This window comes from Anaerococcus sp. NML200574, from assembly GCF_026131665.1.
In the GTDB taxonomy this organism is placed as follows: domain Bacteria; phylum Bacillota; class Clostridia; order Tissierellales; family Peptoniphilaceae; genus Anaerococcus; species Anaerococcus kampingae.
Map to the genome: position 1 here is coordinate 90,893 of NZ_JAMXSM010000005.1, position 16,403 is coordinate 107,295.

At 34.9% G+C, this 16,403-nt stretch carries 14 protein-coding genes; 9 read left to right on the top strand and 5 right to left on the bottom strand.

Going from position 1 to position 16,403, the window contains the following annotated elements; translation table 11 throughout:
* Window positions 1-276 precede the first annotated feature (276 nt).
* A complete protein-coding gene (locus NH286_RS04145; protein ID WP_265237136.1) occupies window positions 277-1,818 on the top strand; it encodes an AbgT family transporter in 1,542 nt (513 codons plus the stop codon).
* A 32-nt stretch (window positions 1,819-1,850) separates the two neighbouring features.
* On the opposite strand, the gene NH286_RS04150 is transcribed toward NH286_RS04145, so the two are convergent.
* Window positions 1,851-2,042: a 2-keto-3-deoxygluconate permease gene (locus NH286_RS04150; protein ID WP_265237139.1), complete on the bottom strand. Its 192-nt coding sequence runs from the start codon at window positions 2,040-2,042 to the stop codon at window positions 1,851-1,853.
* A gap of 30 nt (window positions 2,043-2,072) precedes the next feature.
* A complete protein-coding gene (locus NH286_RS04155) occupies window positions 2,073-2,390 on the bottom strand; it encodes a hypothetical protein (RefSeq protein ID WP_265237141.1) in 318 nt (105 codons plus the stop codon).
* A 95-nt stretch (window positions 2,391-2,485) separates the two neighbouring features.
* On the opposite strand from NH286_RS04155, the gene NH286_RS04160 reads away from it, so the two are divergent.
* From NH286_RS04160 to NH286_RS04190, 7 genes are all read left to right on the top strand, one after another.
* Window positions 2,486-3,493, top strand: coding sequence for a potassium channel family protein (locus tag NH286_RS04160; protein ID WP_265237143.1), 1,008 nt, complete (start codon window positions 2,486-2,488; stop codon window positions 3,491-3,493).
* 479 nt (window positions 3,494-3,972) lie between these two features.
* On the top strand, window positions 3,973-5,718 hold the full coding sequence (locus NH286_RS04165; RefSeq protein ID WP_265237145.1) for an ABC transporter ATP-binding protein: 1,746 nt from the start codon (window positions 3,973-3,975) through the stop codon (window positions 5,716-5,718).
* Window positions 5,718-7,439, top strand: a complete 1,722-nt coding sequence (locus tag NH286_RS04170; protein WP_265237147.1) for an ABC transporter ATP-binding protein — start codon at window positions 5,718-5,720, stop codon at window positions 7,437-7,439. The genes NH286_RS04165 and NH286_RS04170 overlap by 1 nt, the downstream gene beginning before the upstream one ends.
* 9 nt (window positions 7,440-7,448) lie before the next feature.
* Complete coding sequence (locus tag NH286_RS04175) at window positions 7,449-8,030, top strand: MptD family putative ECF transporter S component (RefSeq protein ID WP_106461333.1); 582 nt, start codon at window positions 7,449-7,451, stop codon at window positions 8,028-8,030.
* Window positions 8,030-8,725, top strand: a complete 696-nt coding sequence (locus NH286_RS04180) for an energy-coupling factor transporter transmembrane component T (protein WP_265237150.1) — start codon at window positions 8,030-8,032, stop codon at window positions 8,723-8,725. The genes NH286_RS04175 and NH286_RS04180 overlap by 1 nt, the downstream gene beginning before the upstream one ends.
* Window positions 8,719-10,122 (top strand): ATP-binding cassette domain-containing protein, encoded by a 1,404-nt coding sequence (locus NH286_RS04185; protein WP_265237152.1) that lies wholly within the window; start codon window positions 8,719-8,721, stop codon window positions 10,120-10,122. The genes NH286_RS04180 and NH286_RS04185 overlap by 7 nt, the downstream gene beginning before the upstream one ends.
* A complete protein-coding gene (locus NH286_RS04190) occupies window positions 10,109-11,035 on the top strand; it encodes a helix-turn-helix domain-containing protein (protein ID WP_106461330.1) in 927 nt (308 codons plus the stop codon). Before NH286_RS04185 ends, NH286_RS04190 begins: the two co-directional genes overlap by 14 nt.
* Window positions 11,036-11,153: 118 nt before the next feature.
* On the opposite strand, the gene nagB is transcribed toward NH286_RS04190, so the two are convergent.
* Window positions 11,154-11,876 carry a glucosamine-6-phosphate deaminase gene (nagB, locus tag NH286_RS04195; protein WP_106461329.1) on the bottom strand — a complete coding sequence of 241 codons (723 nt, stop codon included), beginning with the start codon at window positions 11,874-11,876 and terminating at the stop codon, window positions 11,154-11,156.
* A gap of 608 nt (window positions 11,877-12,484) precedes the next feature.
* A complete protein-coding gene (gene rbr / locus NH286_RS04200) occupies window positions 12,485-13,078 on the bottom strand; it encodes a rubrerythrin (RefSeq protein WP_106461328.1) in 594 nt (197 codons plus the stop codon).
* Between the two features lie 360 nt (window positions 13,079-13,438).
* Here rbr and NH286_RS04205 point away from each other — a divergent pair, with 360 nt between their 5' ends.
* Window positions 13,439-14,710, top strand: coding sequence for a glucose-6-phosphate isomerase (locus NH286_RS04205; protein WP_265237155.1), 1,272 nt, complete (start codon window positions 13,439-13,441; stop codon window positions 14,708-14,710).
* 213 nt (window positions 14,711-14,923) lie between these two features.
* Here NH286_RS04205 and NH286_RS04210 read toward each other — a convergent pair whose 3' ends face one another.
* A complete protein-coding gene (locus NH286_RS04210) occupies window positions 14,924-16,396 on the bottom strand; it encodes an ABC transporter ATP-binding protein (RefSeq protein ID WP_265237158.1) in 1,473 nt (490 codons plus the stop codon).
* Window positions 16,397-16,403: the final 7 nt, after the last annotated feature.

Genomic DNA, 16,403 nt, shown 5'->3' on the forward strand with positions numbered 1-16,403 from the left:
TTAATTAAAAAAAATTTATAAATGCAGTAATTTATGGCCATGAGGATGCTAGTGAAATCCTTGTGGAAGATGGTGTCTTTGTAGACTTTGGCAAGGATTTGTGAGAGGCTGACCAAATATGCCTAAATTTATAAGATGACAAGCTCCATTCGGGGCTTGTTTTTTATTAACTAAATTTACCAAACATTCTAATAGATTGACATAAAGGCTAATAACTGGTATAAAGAAGGGTATGAATTTATTCAATAATTTTTATAATAATAGAAAGGAAATAATATGACTAAAATAAAAAATACACCCGAAAAGAAATCGGGCGGGATTTTAGCTAGGATAGAAAGAGTGGGCAACGCTCTTCCCCATCCGGCTATTATCTTTGTAATCATGATTGCAATTCTTGCAGTGATTGCACAAATTTGTGCATCTGCGGGAGTTACCGTGAATTATTATGATGCCAAGGCAGAAAGCGAGGCAACTATTGCAGCTGTAAGCCTCTTAACTCCTGAGGGCATCCGCTATATGTTCTCATCACTTGTGCCAAACTTCACATCCTTTGCACCCCTTGGAATTGTCCTTGTGGCTATGCTTGGGGTAGGTGTGGCTGAAGATGCAGGATTTTTTGATGCAGGTCTTAGAAGGATGCTATCAAATGTCCCATCCCTCATCCTTACAGGGGCTGTTGTTTTTGCAGGAATAGTATCAAATATCGCATCTGATGCAGGATATGTAGTTGTAATCCCTCTTGGAGCTATGATCTTTGCCCAAGCTGGCAAGCACCCAATTGCAGGTCTTGCTGCTGCCTTTGCAGGTGTTTCTGGAGGCTTTTCAGCCAACCTCATCTTTGGACCAACCGATGCCCTTCTTTCAGGCATCACCAACGAGGCCCTAAGGGCGGCCAATATTTCTGCAAGCGTGGATGTGGCTGGCAACTGGTATTTCCTTCTTGTTTCAACCTTTATCCTAACTATAGTAGGAACTGTCGTTACAGAAAAAATCGTAATACCAAACTTGGGCACCTACACAGGAGACTATGTCCACGAAGATGCCCCTCTTACAGACCTTGAAAAAAAGGCACTCAAAAATTCTCTTATAGGCCTTGGGGTTTTCTTGTTAGTCCTTGGATTTTTGACAATCCCACAAGGGGCTATCTTAAGAGAAGCTGACGCTCATGGCAAGATGACCCTAGATGCCTTCCTATCAAAGGGGCTAATTGCTGCGATCTTCCTAATGTTTTTAATACCTGGTTATATCTTTGGTAAGACTGTAGGAAAAATCAACAACTCAAAAGACCTAGTGGCATCAATGAGTAAGTCCATGGAATCTATGGGAAGCTTCTTGGTACTCTCCTTCTTTGCAGCTCAATTTGTGGCATTTTTCGCCTACACCAACCTTGGCACAATCCTATCAGTCAAGGGTGCAGAATTTTTGGAATCAATCGGCCTATCAGGTATTGGACTTATAATTTTATTTATAATCCTATCAGCCTTTATCAACCTCTTCATAGGTTCGGCCTCAGCCAAGTGGGCGATCATGGCTCCAATCTTTGTGCCAATGTTTTATGGCCTGGGCCTATCACCAGAGCTTAGCCAGATGGCCTACAGGATTGCAGACTCATCAACCAACATCATAAGCCCACTTATGAGCTACTTTGCAATGATAGTAGTCTTCATGCAAAAATACGATAAGGAAAGAGGCCTTGGTACCTTGATATCAACCATGCTTCCTTACTCCATAACATTTTTAATCTGCTGGACCCTCCTATTGATAGGATGGATGATCTTCAAATTCCCACTAGGCCCAGGGGCAAGCTTATTTGTATAAAAATACCTCTAGCTTTAAGCTAGAGGCTTTTTTTATTTATGGAGTTTTTTGGCTAGACTTGGGCTAATTATAGCCGATAAGACCACGCAAAGGCTCACTATGGCAGCAGCTGATCCTGCGTAAGGGACAAGTTCTGGGTTTGACCCTGTCATAAGCATTGGCACAGAAGCTGATACTCCTGCTAGGGTAGACATGGCTACAGCTGATATGCCCTTTCTTTTCATAAAAACTCTCTAATTTACCATCCTTATGTATTATTTATACCTATTAAAAAGCTTGCCAATAAATGAACCGATCAGACTTATTGCCCCAAATATAAAAGTATAGATAAAGGCGCTGTCATTATAATCAATAAAGACTGATGGGACAAAAAGCACCATGACAAGGATTGGATATGCCCAAGAAAAATTATTTTTGTAGCTATAAATTAGAGCTGTAAAAAGACAAATTAGCGGTATTACTAAAAGCAAGAGAAACATAGCAGATCCCGTATCAATCATAAGCTTTGGTGATATATAAAATGCCACAGCATCGATTAATAAATATGGAAGCATCTTTTTAAAATTTTTCATAAATGAACCTCTCTTTTACTAATTAATACCCAAGAATTTCCTCCTCTAGCTTTTTGTTTAAAAATATACTATAATCAAATAAAGGAGAGGTTCTTATGGATGAGAAAAGGAAATTCAAGCTTATAATAATAGCTTTCATAAGCTTGTTAATTGTAGGGGTTACAGGCTATATGTCCCTGGCCAATATAGACATGATAGATGCCCTCTACATGACAGTTATAACCATATCGACAGTAGGCTTTGGCGAGGTAGGCACGACAAATGATGCCTCAGAACTATTTTCGATATTTATGATTTTTATGGGAGTAGGTATAGTCGGTTACACCTTCACAACAGTTGTAGCCATGTTTGTAGAAGGAAAAATCGGAGATTTATGGAAGGGAAATAAGATGGAAAAGAAAATCAAGGCCCTAAAGGACCACTACATAATATGCGGTTCAGGGGAGCTAGCAGAAGTTATCATAGATAATTTTATAAAGAAAAATAAGGATTTCGTTGTAATAACAAATGATCATGCGGACCTAGACGATTACAGTCACCACGATATCCTCGTAATCGAGGGCCAATCTACAGAAGAAGACATCCTTGACCAGGCAGGGATAGCTAGGGCCAAGGGCCTAATTTCAACCCTTGATACAGAGGTAGATAATATTGTAACAGTCCTTACAGCTAGACACATGAATAAGGATATCTATATAATCTCAAATGCCATCACAAAATCAGGCAGCAAGAAGCTAATGAAAGTCGGTGCAAACAAGACCATCTCAGCCATAGAAATAAGCGGAAAGAGGATGGCCTCTCTCATAACCAAGCCAAATATAATGGCCTTTTTGGATGTAGTAACCAAGGTGGGCGATCTAGAGCTAGACCTAGAAGAAGTAATAGTCCACAAGGGATCCTACCTAGAAAATAAAAATCTCCTTGAAGCCCAAATCCCAAACAAAACAGGCCTTACCATCCTTGCTATAAAAAAGAAAGAAGACAATAAAATGCTCTTTAATCCACCTATAGACTATAGCTTTAAGATTGGCGATGTCCTAATAGTCCTAGGCCACGAAGAGCAAGTAGAAAAACTAAGGCACTTGGGAGATGAGATAAAATAGAAAATAAAATTATTATTTTAAAAACCCATATTAGAATTTGTATCTACGAGCTTATTTTCAATTGCTTAATACAAGATGAGCCTTGAATAAAATTTAATAATCAATTCAAAGAGAACATATCTTCTCTCGAGCCATCGACAAAATCATTTTCTGATGTCATTCAGACGAACGAAGTGAGGAAGAATGACATGAATTCAGGATTCCAAATTTAAGTATTTAAAAATATATTAATAAGTCTACACTCTGAGAGAACATTTGTTCTCTTTTTTTAAGTCTTAAAAACTAAAATTTACTTAGAAATTACTAGGTTCACTATATTCTTCTTACAAGTGTAAATTAAGAATACTTGCACTTAGTCTTATTTTCTTTAACTAATCCTATATTCTTTGAAATTTATGACATTTTTATTTTTTATGATAAGACAAAACTTTTAATTTCTTATATAACGATATTGATTATCAGTATGAAAGGAGCTTGATATGACCTTATATAAAAAATTATTTTCATATATGCCTGAGCGAAAATTCCACGGATTATTAGCTGTGATATTATCAGCTTTTGGCATAGTCTTAGAATTTTACGCTTATTACCTCATTTGGATTTTGCTAAAAAACGTTTTTATTGGACAAGATTTGAAAAACTTAGCAAATTTTCCTACTAAAATCTTAATCCTATTTATCAGCTATGGAATTTTTTATTTTTCCGGTACATGGATGAGTCATTTAGCTGGTTTTAGGCTTGAAACTCGCCTTCGTGAAAAGGGAATAAGACATTTGTTAAAGGCTTCAAATAGCTTTTTTGACACCCACGATTCTGGCCAGGTCAGAAAAATCATTGACAACAATGTCGAGCAGACCCATATGATTGTTGCCCACCTTATACCAGATCAGACTTGTGCAATACTCACTCCCATCTTTATGATTATTTTAACTTTTATTATCGATATGTATTTGGGAATATTTTTCCTAATCATTATAGCCATATCCTTAGTTTTAATCAAAAATATGATGGGTGACCAATCTTTTATGAAGATTTATATGGATAAGCTTGATCAAATGAATGCCGGAGCTGTGGAATATGTTAGAAATATGCCAGTTGTCAAAATTTTTAACGCCCCTCTTGTAGGTTTTAAGAAACTTCACCAATCAATCCTTACTTACAAGGATATGGTCTACAAATATTCTATGTCTTGCAGGATTCCCTTCGTCTTATTCCAATGGATTTTAAATATTTTCATCATAAGTCCAGTTTTTCTTGCAATTTTTATGGTAAGCAAGGGAGCAGATCCTCATATATGGGCGGCTAAAATTTTATTTTTCACCCTTTTTATGGGGATGTATTTTGCTAACACTATGAAAATTATGTATGTATCCATGTACATATTCCAAGCAAATTCTGCAGTTGACAATCTTGAGAGTTTATTTGAAGAAATGAAAATCAAAGAAATCTCTTTTGGCAAGGAAGAAAACTTTTCATCCTACGATATAGAATTTAAAAATGTAGATTTTTCTTATGACGGCTCTCATAAAATCCTCGAGGATTTTTCTGTCAAATTTGACCAAGATAATGTCTATGCACTGGTTGGTTCTTCTGGATCTGGTAAGTCTACAATAGCTAAGCTTATTTCAGGCCTATATCCAGTTGATTGCGGGGAAATTCTTATAGGAGGCAAAAATATTTCTTCTTATAAAAAAGATGCCTTAATGGATAAGATAGGCATAGTTTTTCAAAATCCTCAACTTTTTTCTGGCATTTCAATTTTTGATAATGTAAGGCTAGCAAAAAAAGATGCTAGTAAGGATGAAGTTTATGAGGCTTTAAGGCTTGCAAGATGCGATGATTTTATAGAAAAATTTAAGGATAAGTATGATGCAGTTATTGGTGCAGATGGGATAAACTTATCTGGTGGTGAAAAACAAAGAATATCTATTGCAAGGATTTTCCTAAAAAACCCTAAAATTATTATCCTAGATGAGGCATCAGCTGCTGCCGACCCAGAAAATGAATACGAACTTCAAATCGCTTTTAAATCTCTAATTAAAAACAGGACTACAATCATGATTGCCCATAGGCTTTCTTCTATTAGAGGAGCTTCCGAAATTCTCCTTGTAGAAGATGGCAAGATTGTAGAAAGAGCTAGTCATGATAACTTGCTAAAAGAAAATGGTAAATACAAGAACTTCGTAGACCTATATGAGACTGCAAACGAATGGAGGGTAAACTAATGAAAAAATATCTTAAAAACCGCTTCGCTCTAACAGATAAGGGCGCAGAAGGAGCTATAGTTGCAATTAAATATTCAACACTCAAAAGCCTTTCCTACATGCTACCTATTATGCTTTTGATGTATGTCCTCCAGGGCTTGCTTGGTCTTGGTGATATGAAGCTAGCAATTTCAATTCTAGCATTTTTCATAATAGGCCTAGTGATGCTTTTTATAATTAATAAGGACTATATCACAACCTACAACGAAACCTACAAGGAATCAGCTAATCTAAGGATAGAGCTTATAGAAATCATCAAGGAATTGCCCCTTTCCTTCTACTCAAGAAGAGATATTACCGATCTTTCCCAAACCATTATGAAGGATGTAGATACAATTGAGCATGGCCTTAGTCATTCTCTACCTAGTTTTTATGGATTTTTAATCAATTTTGCTCTTATTTCCATATTACTTTTACTTGGCAATTTCAAACTAGGCCTTGCTGTTATTATTCCTATTGGCCTTTCAATTATTTTAAATTTGTTTTCAAGAAAGATGCAAATAAAGGCGACCGGGACCTATTACCAAGAGCAAAGAAAGTCCTCAAAAATTTTTCAAGAATTAATCGATTTGTCTACAGAAATCAAATCCTACAAGCTATCAGATGAAAAGGAAAAACAGGCAACAACCTTTGTAAAAGACCTTGAAAAGAAGCATATAAAGACTGAACTAGGACAAATTATACCGATAGTATCAGCTACTATTATTGCAAACTTATCCATAGCCCTTGTAATATTTGTCGGACTTGGACAGCTTATGGCAGGAGAAATTAATATTTTATACTTTGCAGGCTACTTGTTTGCAGGAGCAAGACTTATTGACGGAGTGGCAGCCTTTAACCAAGCCTACGGGGAATTAATGTATATGGATAGCCCTATAGAAAAAATTAAGGCCCTTAGGAATGAAAAAATCAAAAAAGGAAATAGGGCTGATATAAAATCATTTGATATTGAAGGAAAAGATGTGGAATTTTCCTACCTTGATGATAAAAAGGTAATAGATAAGATTTCCTTTAATGCCCTTCAATCTAAGACAAGCGCCCTAGTTGGCCCATCTGGTTGTGGTAAATCTACCCTAATAAAGCTAATAGCTAGACTCTACGACTATGATAAAGGAATAATTTCTATTGGTAATAAGGATATAAAAACTACAGATACAGCTGATTTATTCAAGCATATTTCAATGGTCTTTCAAGATGTAATTCTCTTTAATGGTTCTGTCATGGATAATATTAGAATCGGAAAAGCTGATGCTAGTGATGAAGAAGTATTAAAAGCCGCTAAGCTTGCAAATTGTGATGAATTTGTAAACAAGCTTAAGGATGGTTACCAAACAGAAATAGGGGAAAATGGAAGCAAGCTATCTGGAGGAGAAAGGCAAAGAATATCAATAGCAAGAGCATTTCTAAAAAACGCAGAAATAATTCTTTTAGATGAAATAGCAGCAAGCCTTGATGTAGAAAATGAAAAATATATCCAAGAATCCCTTAACAAATTGACAAAAAATAAGACAGTAATAATTATATCTCACAGGATGAAATCAATAGAAAATGTCGATCAGATAATTGTTATGAATGATGGCAAAATAGAAGCATTCGGCAAGCACGATGAGCTTCTTAAAAACAGCAAAACTTATAAAAAAATGATAGAATCTTCCAAAAAATCAGAAGAATTTATCTACTAGGAGGAAATAATGAATAAATTTGGAATACGTGATTTAGTAAATGCAGGAGTTTTTTCACTCCTTACTGTAATGGCCACTTGGTGCGGAGGTATGATTGGCTTTGTGCCAGTCTTAATGCCTCTTGTCCCTTTTGCTTGTGGCTTAGTCTCAGGTCCTGTCTTTATGCTTTATTCTACAAAGATAAATAAGTTTGGCATGGTTTTGATTATGGGTATAATTTTTGGCCTTGTATTTTCTATGTCTGGCCATGGTGCAATTGTTCTACCAGCCATAATTATCTTATCAATAATCTGTGAATTTATCTTAAAAACTGGCTCCTATAAGTCAATCAAAACCGCAAGAGTTACCTATACAGTCTTTATGATGTTTGCAGCCGCAAATCTAATTCCTATGTATCTAGCTAGAGATTCTTATGCTAAATCCCTAATAGACCAAGGATATGGAGAAGCTTATGTAGAAAAATTACTCTCAGTAATGCCTACATGGTCCTTCCTACCTGTTGTAATCTTAGGAATGATTGGTGGCTATCTGGGTTGCACCATAGGAATAAAGGTATTAAATAAACATTTCAAAAAAGCAGGTATGGCTTAATGAAAATTGATTTTAGGACCAAGTTCTTTTTGACCTTAATAATAGGTATAAGCACTATGGAAGGCTCACTAGCTAGGAGATACTACTATCTGGGTATCTTCCTAGCGCTCCTTCCCTATCTTTTTGCCCTATATGATAGAAAAATATCCCTTGTCTCCAAGGGTATTTTTTATACTGGCTTGGCCTTTCTTGGGCAAAATATCATGGAAAAATTCCCAAATAGCTTTTGGGCAATGATTTTAAATCTCTATGCCGGCATAGTAATTAAGATACTCCCAGGTCTTATTATGGGTTATTATACTATGACCACCACAAAGATGAGTGACCTTGTTTACTCCCTTCAAAAGATAAAATTTCCAAATACAATCATAATCCCCATTTCTGTCATGTTTAGGTTTTTCTACTCCATCAAGCAAGATTACAAAATCATAGGAGAAGCCATGTATATGCACGATTTAACCCTAAAAAGTTTTTTCAAAAACCCATCAAGGTTTATCGAATACAAGTTTGTTCCGCTGCTTATGATTACATCCCAAACTGCCGACAATGTCGCTATATCAGCCATGACCAGGGGAATGAAAGTAGATGGCGAGAGATCATCAATTTCAAGTGCTCAGCTAAGAAGCATAGACTATATACTTCTTGCCTTTGGAATATTTATAATAAGCTTATTTATAAGGATAAAATTATGCTAGAATTTAAAAATTTTTCCCTAAGCTTTAGTGAAAATGGCAAGGAAAATAAGATACTCGAACAAATAAATATTAAATTTGAAAAAGGAACAATAAACATCATCACCGGAAAATCAGGTGCTGGCAAATCCTCATTAATTAAAAGCATAAATGGAATAATACCAGAAATTGATAAGGCAAAAATTGCTGGAGACTTACTCTTAAATGGCAAGTCACTTTTGGATAAGGATATAAGTAGTAGATCAAATTTCATAGCAACAGTTTTTCAAAATCCTAAAAACCAGTTTTATGCTGTTAATTCTCTTGATGAAATAGCCTTTGCTCTGGAAAATAGAAACGAGCCTAGGGATAATATATATAAGAAGATTTCTTACTATAGCAAGCTTCTTTCAAGTGATAGCCTACTTGATAAAGATTTATTCACCCTATCAGGTGGTCAGAAACAGCTAATTGCAATAACTTCTGTAGCTGTTATGGATAATGAGATCTATATCTTTGATGAGCCTTCAGCATCCCTTGATAAAGAGTCGATAAAAAAACTTTCCTCATGCTTAGAGGTCCTAAAAAGCATGGGCAAAATTATAATCATAGCTGAGCATAGGCTATATTATCTTAAAAACATTTTGAATAAGCTAATAGTAATAGAAAATAAAAAGTCCATCACATACACGAAAAACCAACTGACTCCTAAAGTCATAAAAGACCACAAATTAAGGACTCTTGATGAAATAAGAAAAGAAGACCTAAAGTCTGATAAGTACCAAATAAAAAATCTCTTTGACAAAAATTGTGATAATACGCAAGATCTATTATGCAAGGATTTTTCTTGTGCCTACAAAGACACTCCCCAAATTTTTGATTTTTCCATTTCTTTTGAGCCTGGTATATATTTTATAATTGGGGCTAATGGTATAGGCAAAAGCTCATTTATTAGAAACCTATGCGGTCTAAATAAAAAACAAAATGGAAAAATCTATTATAAAAATAAGCTTATAAAAAATCATGGAGCCTATATTTCCCTTGTCATGCAAGATGTAAACTATCAGCTTTTTACAGAATCAGTTGAAATGGAGATGGCAATTGTAAGCGATGATAAGAGTCTAATAGAAAAAAGCCTATTAGCTTTAAACTTAGCCGATAAAAAAGACAGCCATCCCCAAAGGCTATCTGGAGGAGAAAAACAAAGGCTCGCCCTAGGTCTTGCTATGGCAAGTCCCAAAGAAATAGTCATCCTAGACGAACCAACATCTGGTCTTTGCTATGAAAATATGCAAAGGCTTATTGAAATAATAAAGCAAATGAAAAATGCTGGAAAAACTATAATAATCATAAGCCACGATTATGAATTTATAAAAAATACTGACGAAAATATAGTGGAGTTTATAAATGAAAGATACTAGATTAAAATCTTGGGGTTTTGAATCCTTCCCAACAAGTGATCCTAGGATTATAAAATACATGGGCATAGAAAATGCCGAAAATAAGATGACTTCTTATGAGCTTATACCTGGCGTCTTTGTCTTATATATTAGCCTTGACAAAAAATATGAAGCCAAAAATTCAGCCTCAAAAGGCAGCTTAGGTTATAGGATAGGCTATTGCTATGAGGGAAACTACTTTACCTATATAAAAGATTCAAAGGTCTTAATAACAACTAATGAACTCTTTATAGGAAGATCTATACCAGAATCGAAATTTTCCTTCACAACTAGCCACAGAACTAGGGCCTTTAATATTATAATCTTAGATAAAGTCCTAGATAAAAACTCCAAGCTCTTCCCTTACATTGGCAAATTCCTCTATAACTTTAAAAATATTAAGAATATGGGTTATGTAATGAGAGAAAAAAGCCTAATAAATCTTGCCAACAACTTAATTCTAGCCCTAAAAAGTGAAGATTTTTTACTAATAAAATTGCTAACCCTAGAGCTAATTTATAGGATTGGAAAAATAGGAATGAATCCAAATAAGATGAACTATTTTAAGATAAATCATACTGAACTCGTTAATGAAATTGAAATATATATGAGAGAAAATCTTGATAATGATATAAGCTTAGAAGAAATCTCAAAGAAATTTAAAATTTCAAAATCAAGTCTAAATGATAAATTTACCAAAACCTTTCAATACACACCTATGAAATATATACAAAGACTAAGATTAATAAAGGCCCAAGAACTACTTCTAAAAAGTAACTTAAGCATTATTGAAATAAGCAATGACCTTAATTTCAAAAATCCATCCAACTTTACCAGAGCCTTCAAGGATTTCACAGGCCTAAGCCCAAGTTCCTACAGAAAAACTAATCAGTAGTAAACCATCTAAAAATTATAAAGAAAAGCAAATAAAAATGAAAAAAACGCCCCTATTAGCAAATGGAAAAATAAGCATCAGCTAATAGAGGTGATTTTTTAAATAAAACTATAAAGTTTTAGCCATTATAAGCTTCTTCATCTACAAATAGATAAACATTTGGGTGAAGGTTTAGAAGAGAGCATGGAAGCTCTGTTGAAATTGTATCATCATTTAAGAGTCTTTTTACAGCTTCATGTTTGCTCTTGCCACTAGCAAGTACTATTAGGGTCTTGGCATCAAATACTTCTTCAACCCCCATTGAAAGGGCGTATTTTGGAACTTCATCCTCATTTTCAAAAAATCTTGAGTTGGCTTCGATAGTAGAATCTGTTAATTTTATAATAGATGCGCGTCTATTTAATTTATCAGCAGGCTCATTAAAGGCTATATGGCCATTTGGTCCAAGACCTAGGATTTGAATATCTCTTTGGCCAAAATCATCTAAGATTTTTCTGTATTCGATAGCATATTTCTCATCATTTTCTGGAGCATATGGTAGGTGGGTGTTTTCTTTATTGATATTTACATGATCAAAAAGATTCTCATCCATAAAATAAGAATAGGATTGTTCATTAGCCTTATCAATTCCTACATATTCATCTAAGTTCACACTCTTAGCATATTTAAAAGAAATCTCCCCTTCTTTTTGGGCAGCTATCAGGTTTTTATAAAGACCAATAGGACTAGAACCTGTCGCAAAACCAAACTTTATTTGAGGCTTTTCAATCATATTGCTAATAACAAGCTCACTAGCCTTCTTGCTCATATCATCATAATCTTTGCATACTATAACTTTCATATATAACTCCTTTAATGGTAATAAAAATTTTATAGATAAAATTTTTATGGTTCTCACAGTTTTTCAAGCACGAAGTGCAAAGAAAAACGAACTGGAAGCCTTACTTTCCTTATAGTTATATAGATACCCATTTTAAATATTTTTACCATCATAGGCAAAATAAAAAACCCGACCGAGGCCGGGTTTGATATTTATTTTAGTCTTGCTAATATTGCAAAATTTAACAAGTTAAATTTTGTGCTAAAGCATCAGACCTTCATGCAATCCGATTTCATCGGATTGTGATAGGTCTTCATAAGGAACGTAATCTTTTTATTTATAATGCTCAGTGATTTTTATTTAAATTACTCCTATTCGTCGTAATTAAAATAAAAAGTCACATAAGGTTTCTCATCAGTTTTAACTTCGCAAGCTGTGCTTGCTTGAAAAACTGTGAGAATCGCAAAAATCGCTTACGATTTTTTTACTACCATTATATTCGTCGCATGTCCTCAAAGAGCCGGGCAGGCTTGCTTAAAATTACATAAATTTTTTCATCAATCTAACCTTCGTGCTACGCACTCGGTTATATTGTGAAAACCATAAAAATTTCGCTTGCGAAATTTTTATTAATAGTTAAATGCTGCTACTTCGAACCATTCTTGTGGGTGGTGGCATGCTGGGCATATTTTTGGTGCTTTTTTGCCTTCATATAGGAAGCCACAGTTTCCACATTTCCAGATTACTGATTCTTCTTTTTCAAATACTGTGCCATTTTCTACATTGTCGTGTAGTTTTTGGTATCTATCTCTGTGAGCGCCTTCAGCTTTTGCTATGTTTCTGAATGCTCTAGCGATTTCGTCGAATCCTTCTTCTTCTGCTACGTCAGCAAATGCTGGATACATATCTTCGCATTCTTCGTTTTCACCATCGATAGCGCCTTGTAGGTTTGTTAATGTGTCATGCCAAATTACTGGCCAAGCTGTATAGCCTTCTGTTAATTCAATTGTTTCTAGTTTGTATTCTTCTTTTAGGAATTTGTAGAATCTTGCAGCGTGTTCTCTTTCGTTCATTGCTGTTTCTCTAAAGATTGCTGCGATTTGTCTATAGCCTTCTTTTTCTGCAGTTTTTGCAGCATATGTATATCTCATGTTAGCTTGTGATTCACCAACGAATGATGTAATTAAGTTTTGTGCTGTTTTTGTTCCTTTTAGTTCTGCCATAATAATCTCCTTTATATTTTTTGTGACTTCATATCACCTGTTATTCATACTATATTATTAATTATACAAATGTCAAGAATGATTCTAAAGTTTTATTCTTTCTAAGCATGATATATATAATCATTATCATTAGCAGGCATTAATTCCAAAATTCTTTTAAAATACATATTTACATAGATTGCCTAGATGTGAGTAGAAGATTTGTTTTTATAATGGATCCTACTCTTGTGATATTGATAATGATTTTCATTTTGAAATATTATGCAGACTAGTGATTAAAGGTTGTTTTTTAATAAATATAATTTATTATAAGAAATTTCCTTTAAGGGTATAATCATATAAAGAAGGATAGGAGGCAATATGAAATTAGATTTAAATAATGTTAACTTAGAAAATTTAAAAGACTATGAAGGAAGGGCTCTGGATGCTTTTGACACTCTTATTAGCAGGTCTGGAGCTGGCAATGACTTTTTAGGCTGGATTGATAGGCCAGTTGACTATGACAAGGACGAATTTGAAAGAATTAAAAAGGCAGCTAAAAAAATCAGAGCAAACTCTGATGTATTCGTATCAGTTGGTATAGGTGGGTCCTACCTAGGTATCAAGGCAATAGATGTGGCATGCGACACTTACTTTGACTCAAAAAGAGAAATAGAAGTAATCTATGCCGGTAATCAAATTTCCAGCCAATATATGGTAGAGCTTCTTGACTACCTCAAGGATAAGGATTATTCAGTAAATGTAATCTCAAAATCTGGTACAACCACAGAGCCTGCCATAGCCTTTAGGTTTTTAAAAGAAGCTCTTGAGGAAAAATATGGCAAGGAAGGTGCAAGAGAAAGAATTTTTGCCACAACAGACAGGGCCAAGGGTGCCTTAAAAGAGCTTGCAACAAATGAAGGCTATGAAACCTTTGTAGTGCCAGATGATATAGGCGGAAGATTTTCTGTAATTTCTGCAGTAGGCCTACTCCCACTAGCTGTAGCAGGCATTGATATAGACGAATTTATGGCAGGTTTTGCTGATGGTAGAGAAAAATACACTCTTAAATCAATGGAAAATGATGCTATAAAATATGCAGCAATAAGAAATATGCTCCATGAAAATGGTAAAGAAATCGAAGTCCTTGTAAATTACGAACCAAAGCTAAAATATGTAGCAGAATGGTGGAAACAACTTTACGGCGAATCTGAAGGAAAAGATGGCAAAGGAATCTTCCCAGCAAGTGTAAATAACACAACAGACCTCCACTCTGTAGGCCAAATGATCCAAGATGGCAAGAGAAACCTATTTGAAACAGTAATAGAAGTCGAAAATGTAGACAAAGACATAGAAATCAAAACAGACGCCGACAACCTAGATGGCCTAAACTACCTAGCAGGCAAAAAAATGTCCTTCGTCAACAAACAAGCCATGGAAGGTACAGCAATGGCCCACGTAGAAGGAAATGTACCAAATATTAGGATTAAACTAGAAAAGGTAAACGAAAGAACTCTAGCAGAACTCTTCTACTTCTTCGAAATAGCAGTAGGAGTATCAGGCTACATCCTAGGAGTAAACCCATTCGACCAACCAGGAGTAGAAGCATATAAGAAAGCAATGTTTAAACTACTAGGTAAACCTGGATACTAAAGGTAGAAAAAAAATCGTAAGCGATTTTTTTGCGGTTCTCACAATATATCAAACACGAAGTGTGAAGATAGATTGATGAGAAACCTTATGTAATTTTTTCATAAGAACGCGACGTATAGGAGCGTTCGTTGAAAAAGATTACGTTCTCTACACCCCAGCCCTAGCTGGGGTGCTTTAAATCATACAAAAGACCTCAGCCGAGGTCTTTTTACTTTACTTATTAATCCTAATCAAATTCACATCACTTGCATCCATAAATACTTGGTCATGGCTTATTACTATTACTAGCTTTCCCTTGCTGGTAAGTCCTCTAATTAAATCCAAGACCCTTCCCTTAACTTCCTTATCCAAAAAGTTTGTCGGCTCGTCAAAGATATAAAGGGACTTGTCAGTTCTTGTGGCAAATTCTACTTGGGCTAGTTTTTTCTGACCTGATGAGCCCTTAAGCTTATCTTTTAAATTGCCATACTCGCTTATAAGAGGGTTGACCGGGATATAAACTAAATCGTCAAATAATATACCTGATGACTTATCTACAGGTTTTCCATTTATTAATATTTCTCCCTCATATCTTCTCGTTAGGTTCATTATGGCCTCTACTAGAGTAGTTTTTCCTATGCCATTATCCCCTACAATGAGGTTTATTTTCCCCTTTTCTATATTTTGGCTAAAAGGCAAATGGAGCCTTTCTCCCTTGCTTCCTAAGCTTATGTAATCTTTTATTTCTAAAGATTTTATCTTTGCCTTATCAAATTTTACAGGGGTCATATTTATAAATTCATAAAAAGAGTCCATGGCAGGCTTACCTGAGACATATTCCCTTCTTGTGTTAAAGGTATCAAGCATAGGATCCCAAAGGGAGCTGATGTAGATTGACACCGCAGCATAAGAGCCTGGGGTCATCTTGCCCTTTATGATAAGGATAATTGAAATAATGGTTGTAAGGGTGATGGCCATATTTAGGGTTCCATAGACAAAAATATTATAAATCACACTTTCATATCGAACCTTTGTTATTAGATTTTTAAAAAATCCCTTAAAGAAATCCCTAATTTCCGGTAATTGCTTTTCCTCCAAAAACCTCTCTTCCTTGCTAAGACTATTAGAATCAAGCAAATAACCCTTGATATTTTTCATATCATCCAAATGATTTGAGGAATAATCCGAAATCTTCTCCTCACTCTTGTAGGAGACAAGGGCTGCAATTGGAGCAATAATCACAAAGGCTATCAAAAGATAAGGTGAGATAAAAAATACAATTATACAAATTGCCACAAACTTTAGGGCGTTTAAAAATATTCTCAAGGTATTTTTGTAGATAAAGGGCTGGACTATTTCAAAATTTTGGCCAAGTTCTTGGTTTATCCTAGCCTGGTCGATATTATAAACCTTACTGTCATAGGATTTTAGCGCCTGATCAAGCCTTTGAAATTGATTAAGGTAGGCCTTGGCGTCGTTTTTCCCAAAAAAATAATCTTCTAGGACATAAAAAATATGGATGCCAATATCAAGTAAAACCATAATCCCAATATGCTTAAGGGTCTGGTCCAAGTCCTTAGCAATAGCAAAGTCAATGGCCCTGGCAGTATTAATAGGAATTAACAATCCCAAACCGATTACTATTAGCCTAATTATCAAAAGTTTTACAAATTCTTTCTTATCAGTCAAATAAAAAAATCTCAACATAGGCTAC

Bases quoted from the DNA above. Each gene is read 5' to 3' on its own strand.
- NH286_RS04145 (WP_265237136.1), top strand. From the start codon at position 277: ATGACTAAAATAAAAAATACACCCGAAAAGAAATCGGGCGGGATTTTA.
- NH286_RS04150 (WP_265237139.1), bottom strand. From the start codon at position 2,042: ATGAAAAGAAAGGGCATATCAGCTGTAGCCATGTCTACCCTAGCAGGA.
- NH286_RS04155 (WP_265237141.1), bottom strand. From the start codon at position 2,390: ATGAAAAATTTTAAAAAGATGCTTCCATATTTATTAATCGATGCTGTG.
- NH286_RS04160 (WP_265237143.1), top strand. From the start codon at position 2,486: ATGGATGAGAAAAGGAAATTCAAGCTTATAATAATAGCTTTCATAAGC.
- NH286_RS04165 (WP_265237145.1), top strand. From the start codon at position 3,973: ATGACCTTATATAAAAAATTATTTTCATATATGCCTGAGCGAAAATTC.
- NH286_RS04170 (WP_265237147.1), top strand. From the start codon at position 5,718: ATGAAAAAATATCTTAAAAACCGCTTCGCTCTAACAGATAAGGGCGCA.
- NH286_RS04175 (WP_106461333.1), top strand. From the start codon at position 7,449: ATGAATAAATTTGGAATACGTGATTTAGTAAATGCAGGAGTTTTTTCA.
- NH286_RS04180 (WP_265237150.1), top strand. From the start codon at position 8,030: ATGAAAATTGATTTTAGGACCAAGTTCTTTTTGACCTTAATAATAGGT.
- NH286_RS04185 (WP_265237152.1), top strand. From the start codon at position 8,719: ATGCTAGAATTTAAAAATTTTTCCCTAAGCTTTAGTGAAAATGGCAAG.
- NH286_RS04190 (WP_106461330.1), top strand. From the start codon at position 10,109: ATGAAAGATACTAGATTAAAATCTTGGGGTTTTGAATCCTTCCCAACA.
- nagB (WP_106461329.1), bottom strand. From the start codon at position 11,876: ATGAAAGTTATAGTATGCAAAGATTATGATGATATGAGCAAGAAGGCT.
- rbr (WP_106461328.1), bottom strand. From the start codon at position 13,078: ATGGCAGAACTAAAAGGAACAAAAACAGCACAAAACTTAATTACATCA.
- NH286_RS04205 (WP_265237155.1), top strand. From the start codon at position 13,439: ATGAAATTAGATTTAAATAATGTTAACTTAGAAAATTTAAAAGACTAT.
- NH286_RS04210 (WP_265237158.1), bottom strand. From the start codon at position 16,396: ATGTTGAGATTTTTTTATTTGACTGATAAGAAAGAATTTGTAAAACTT.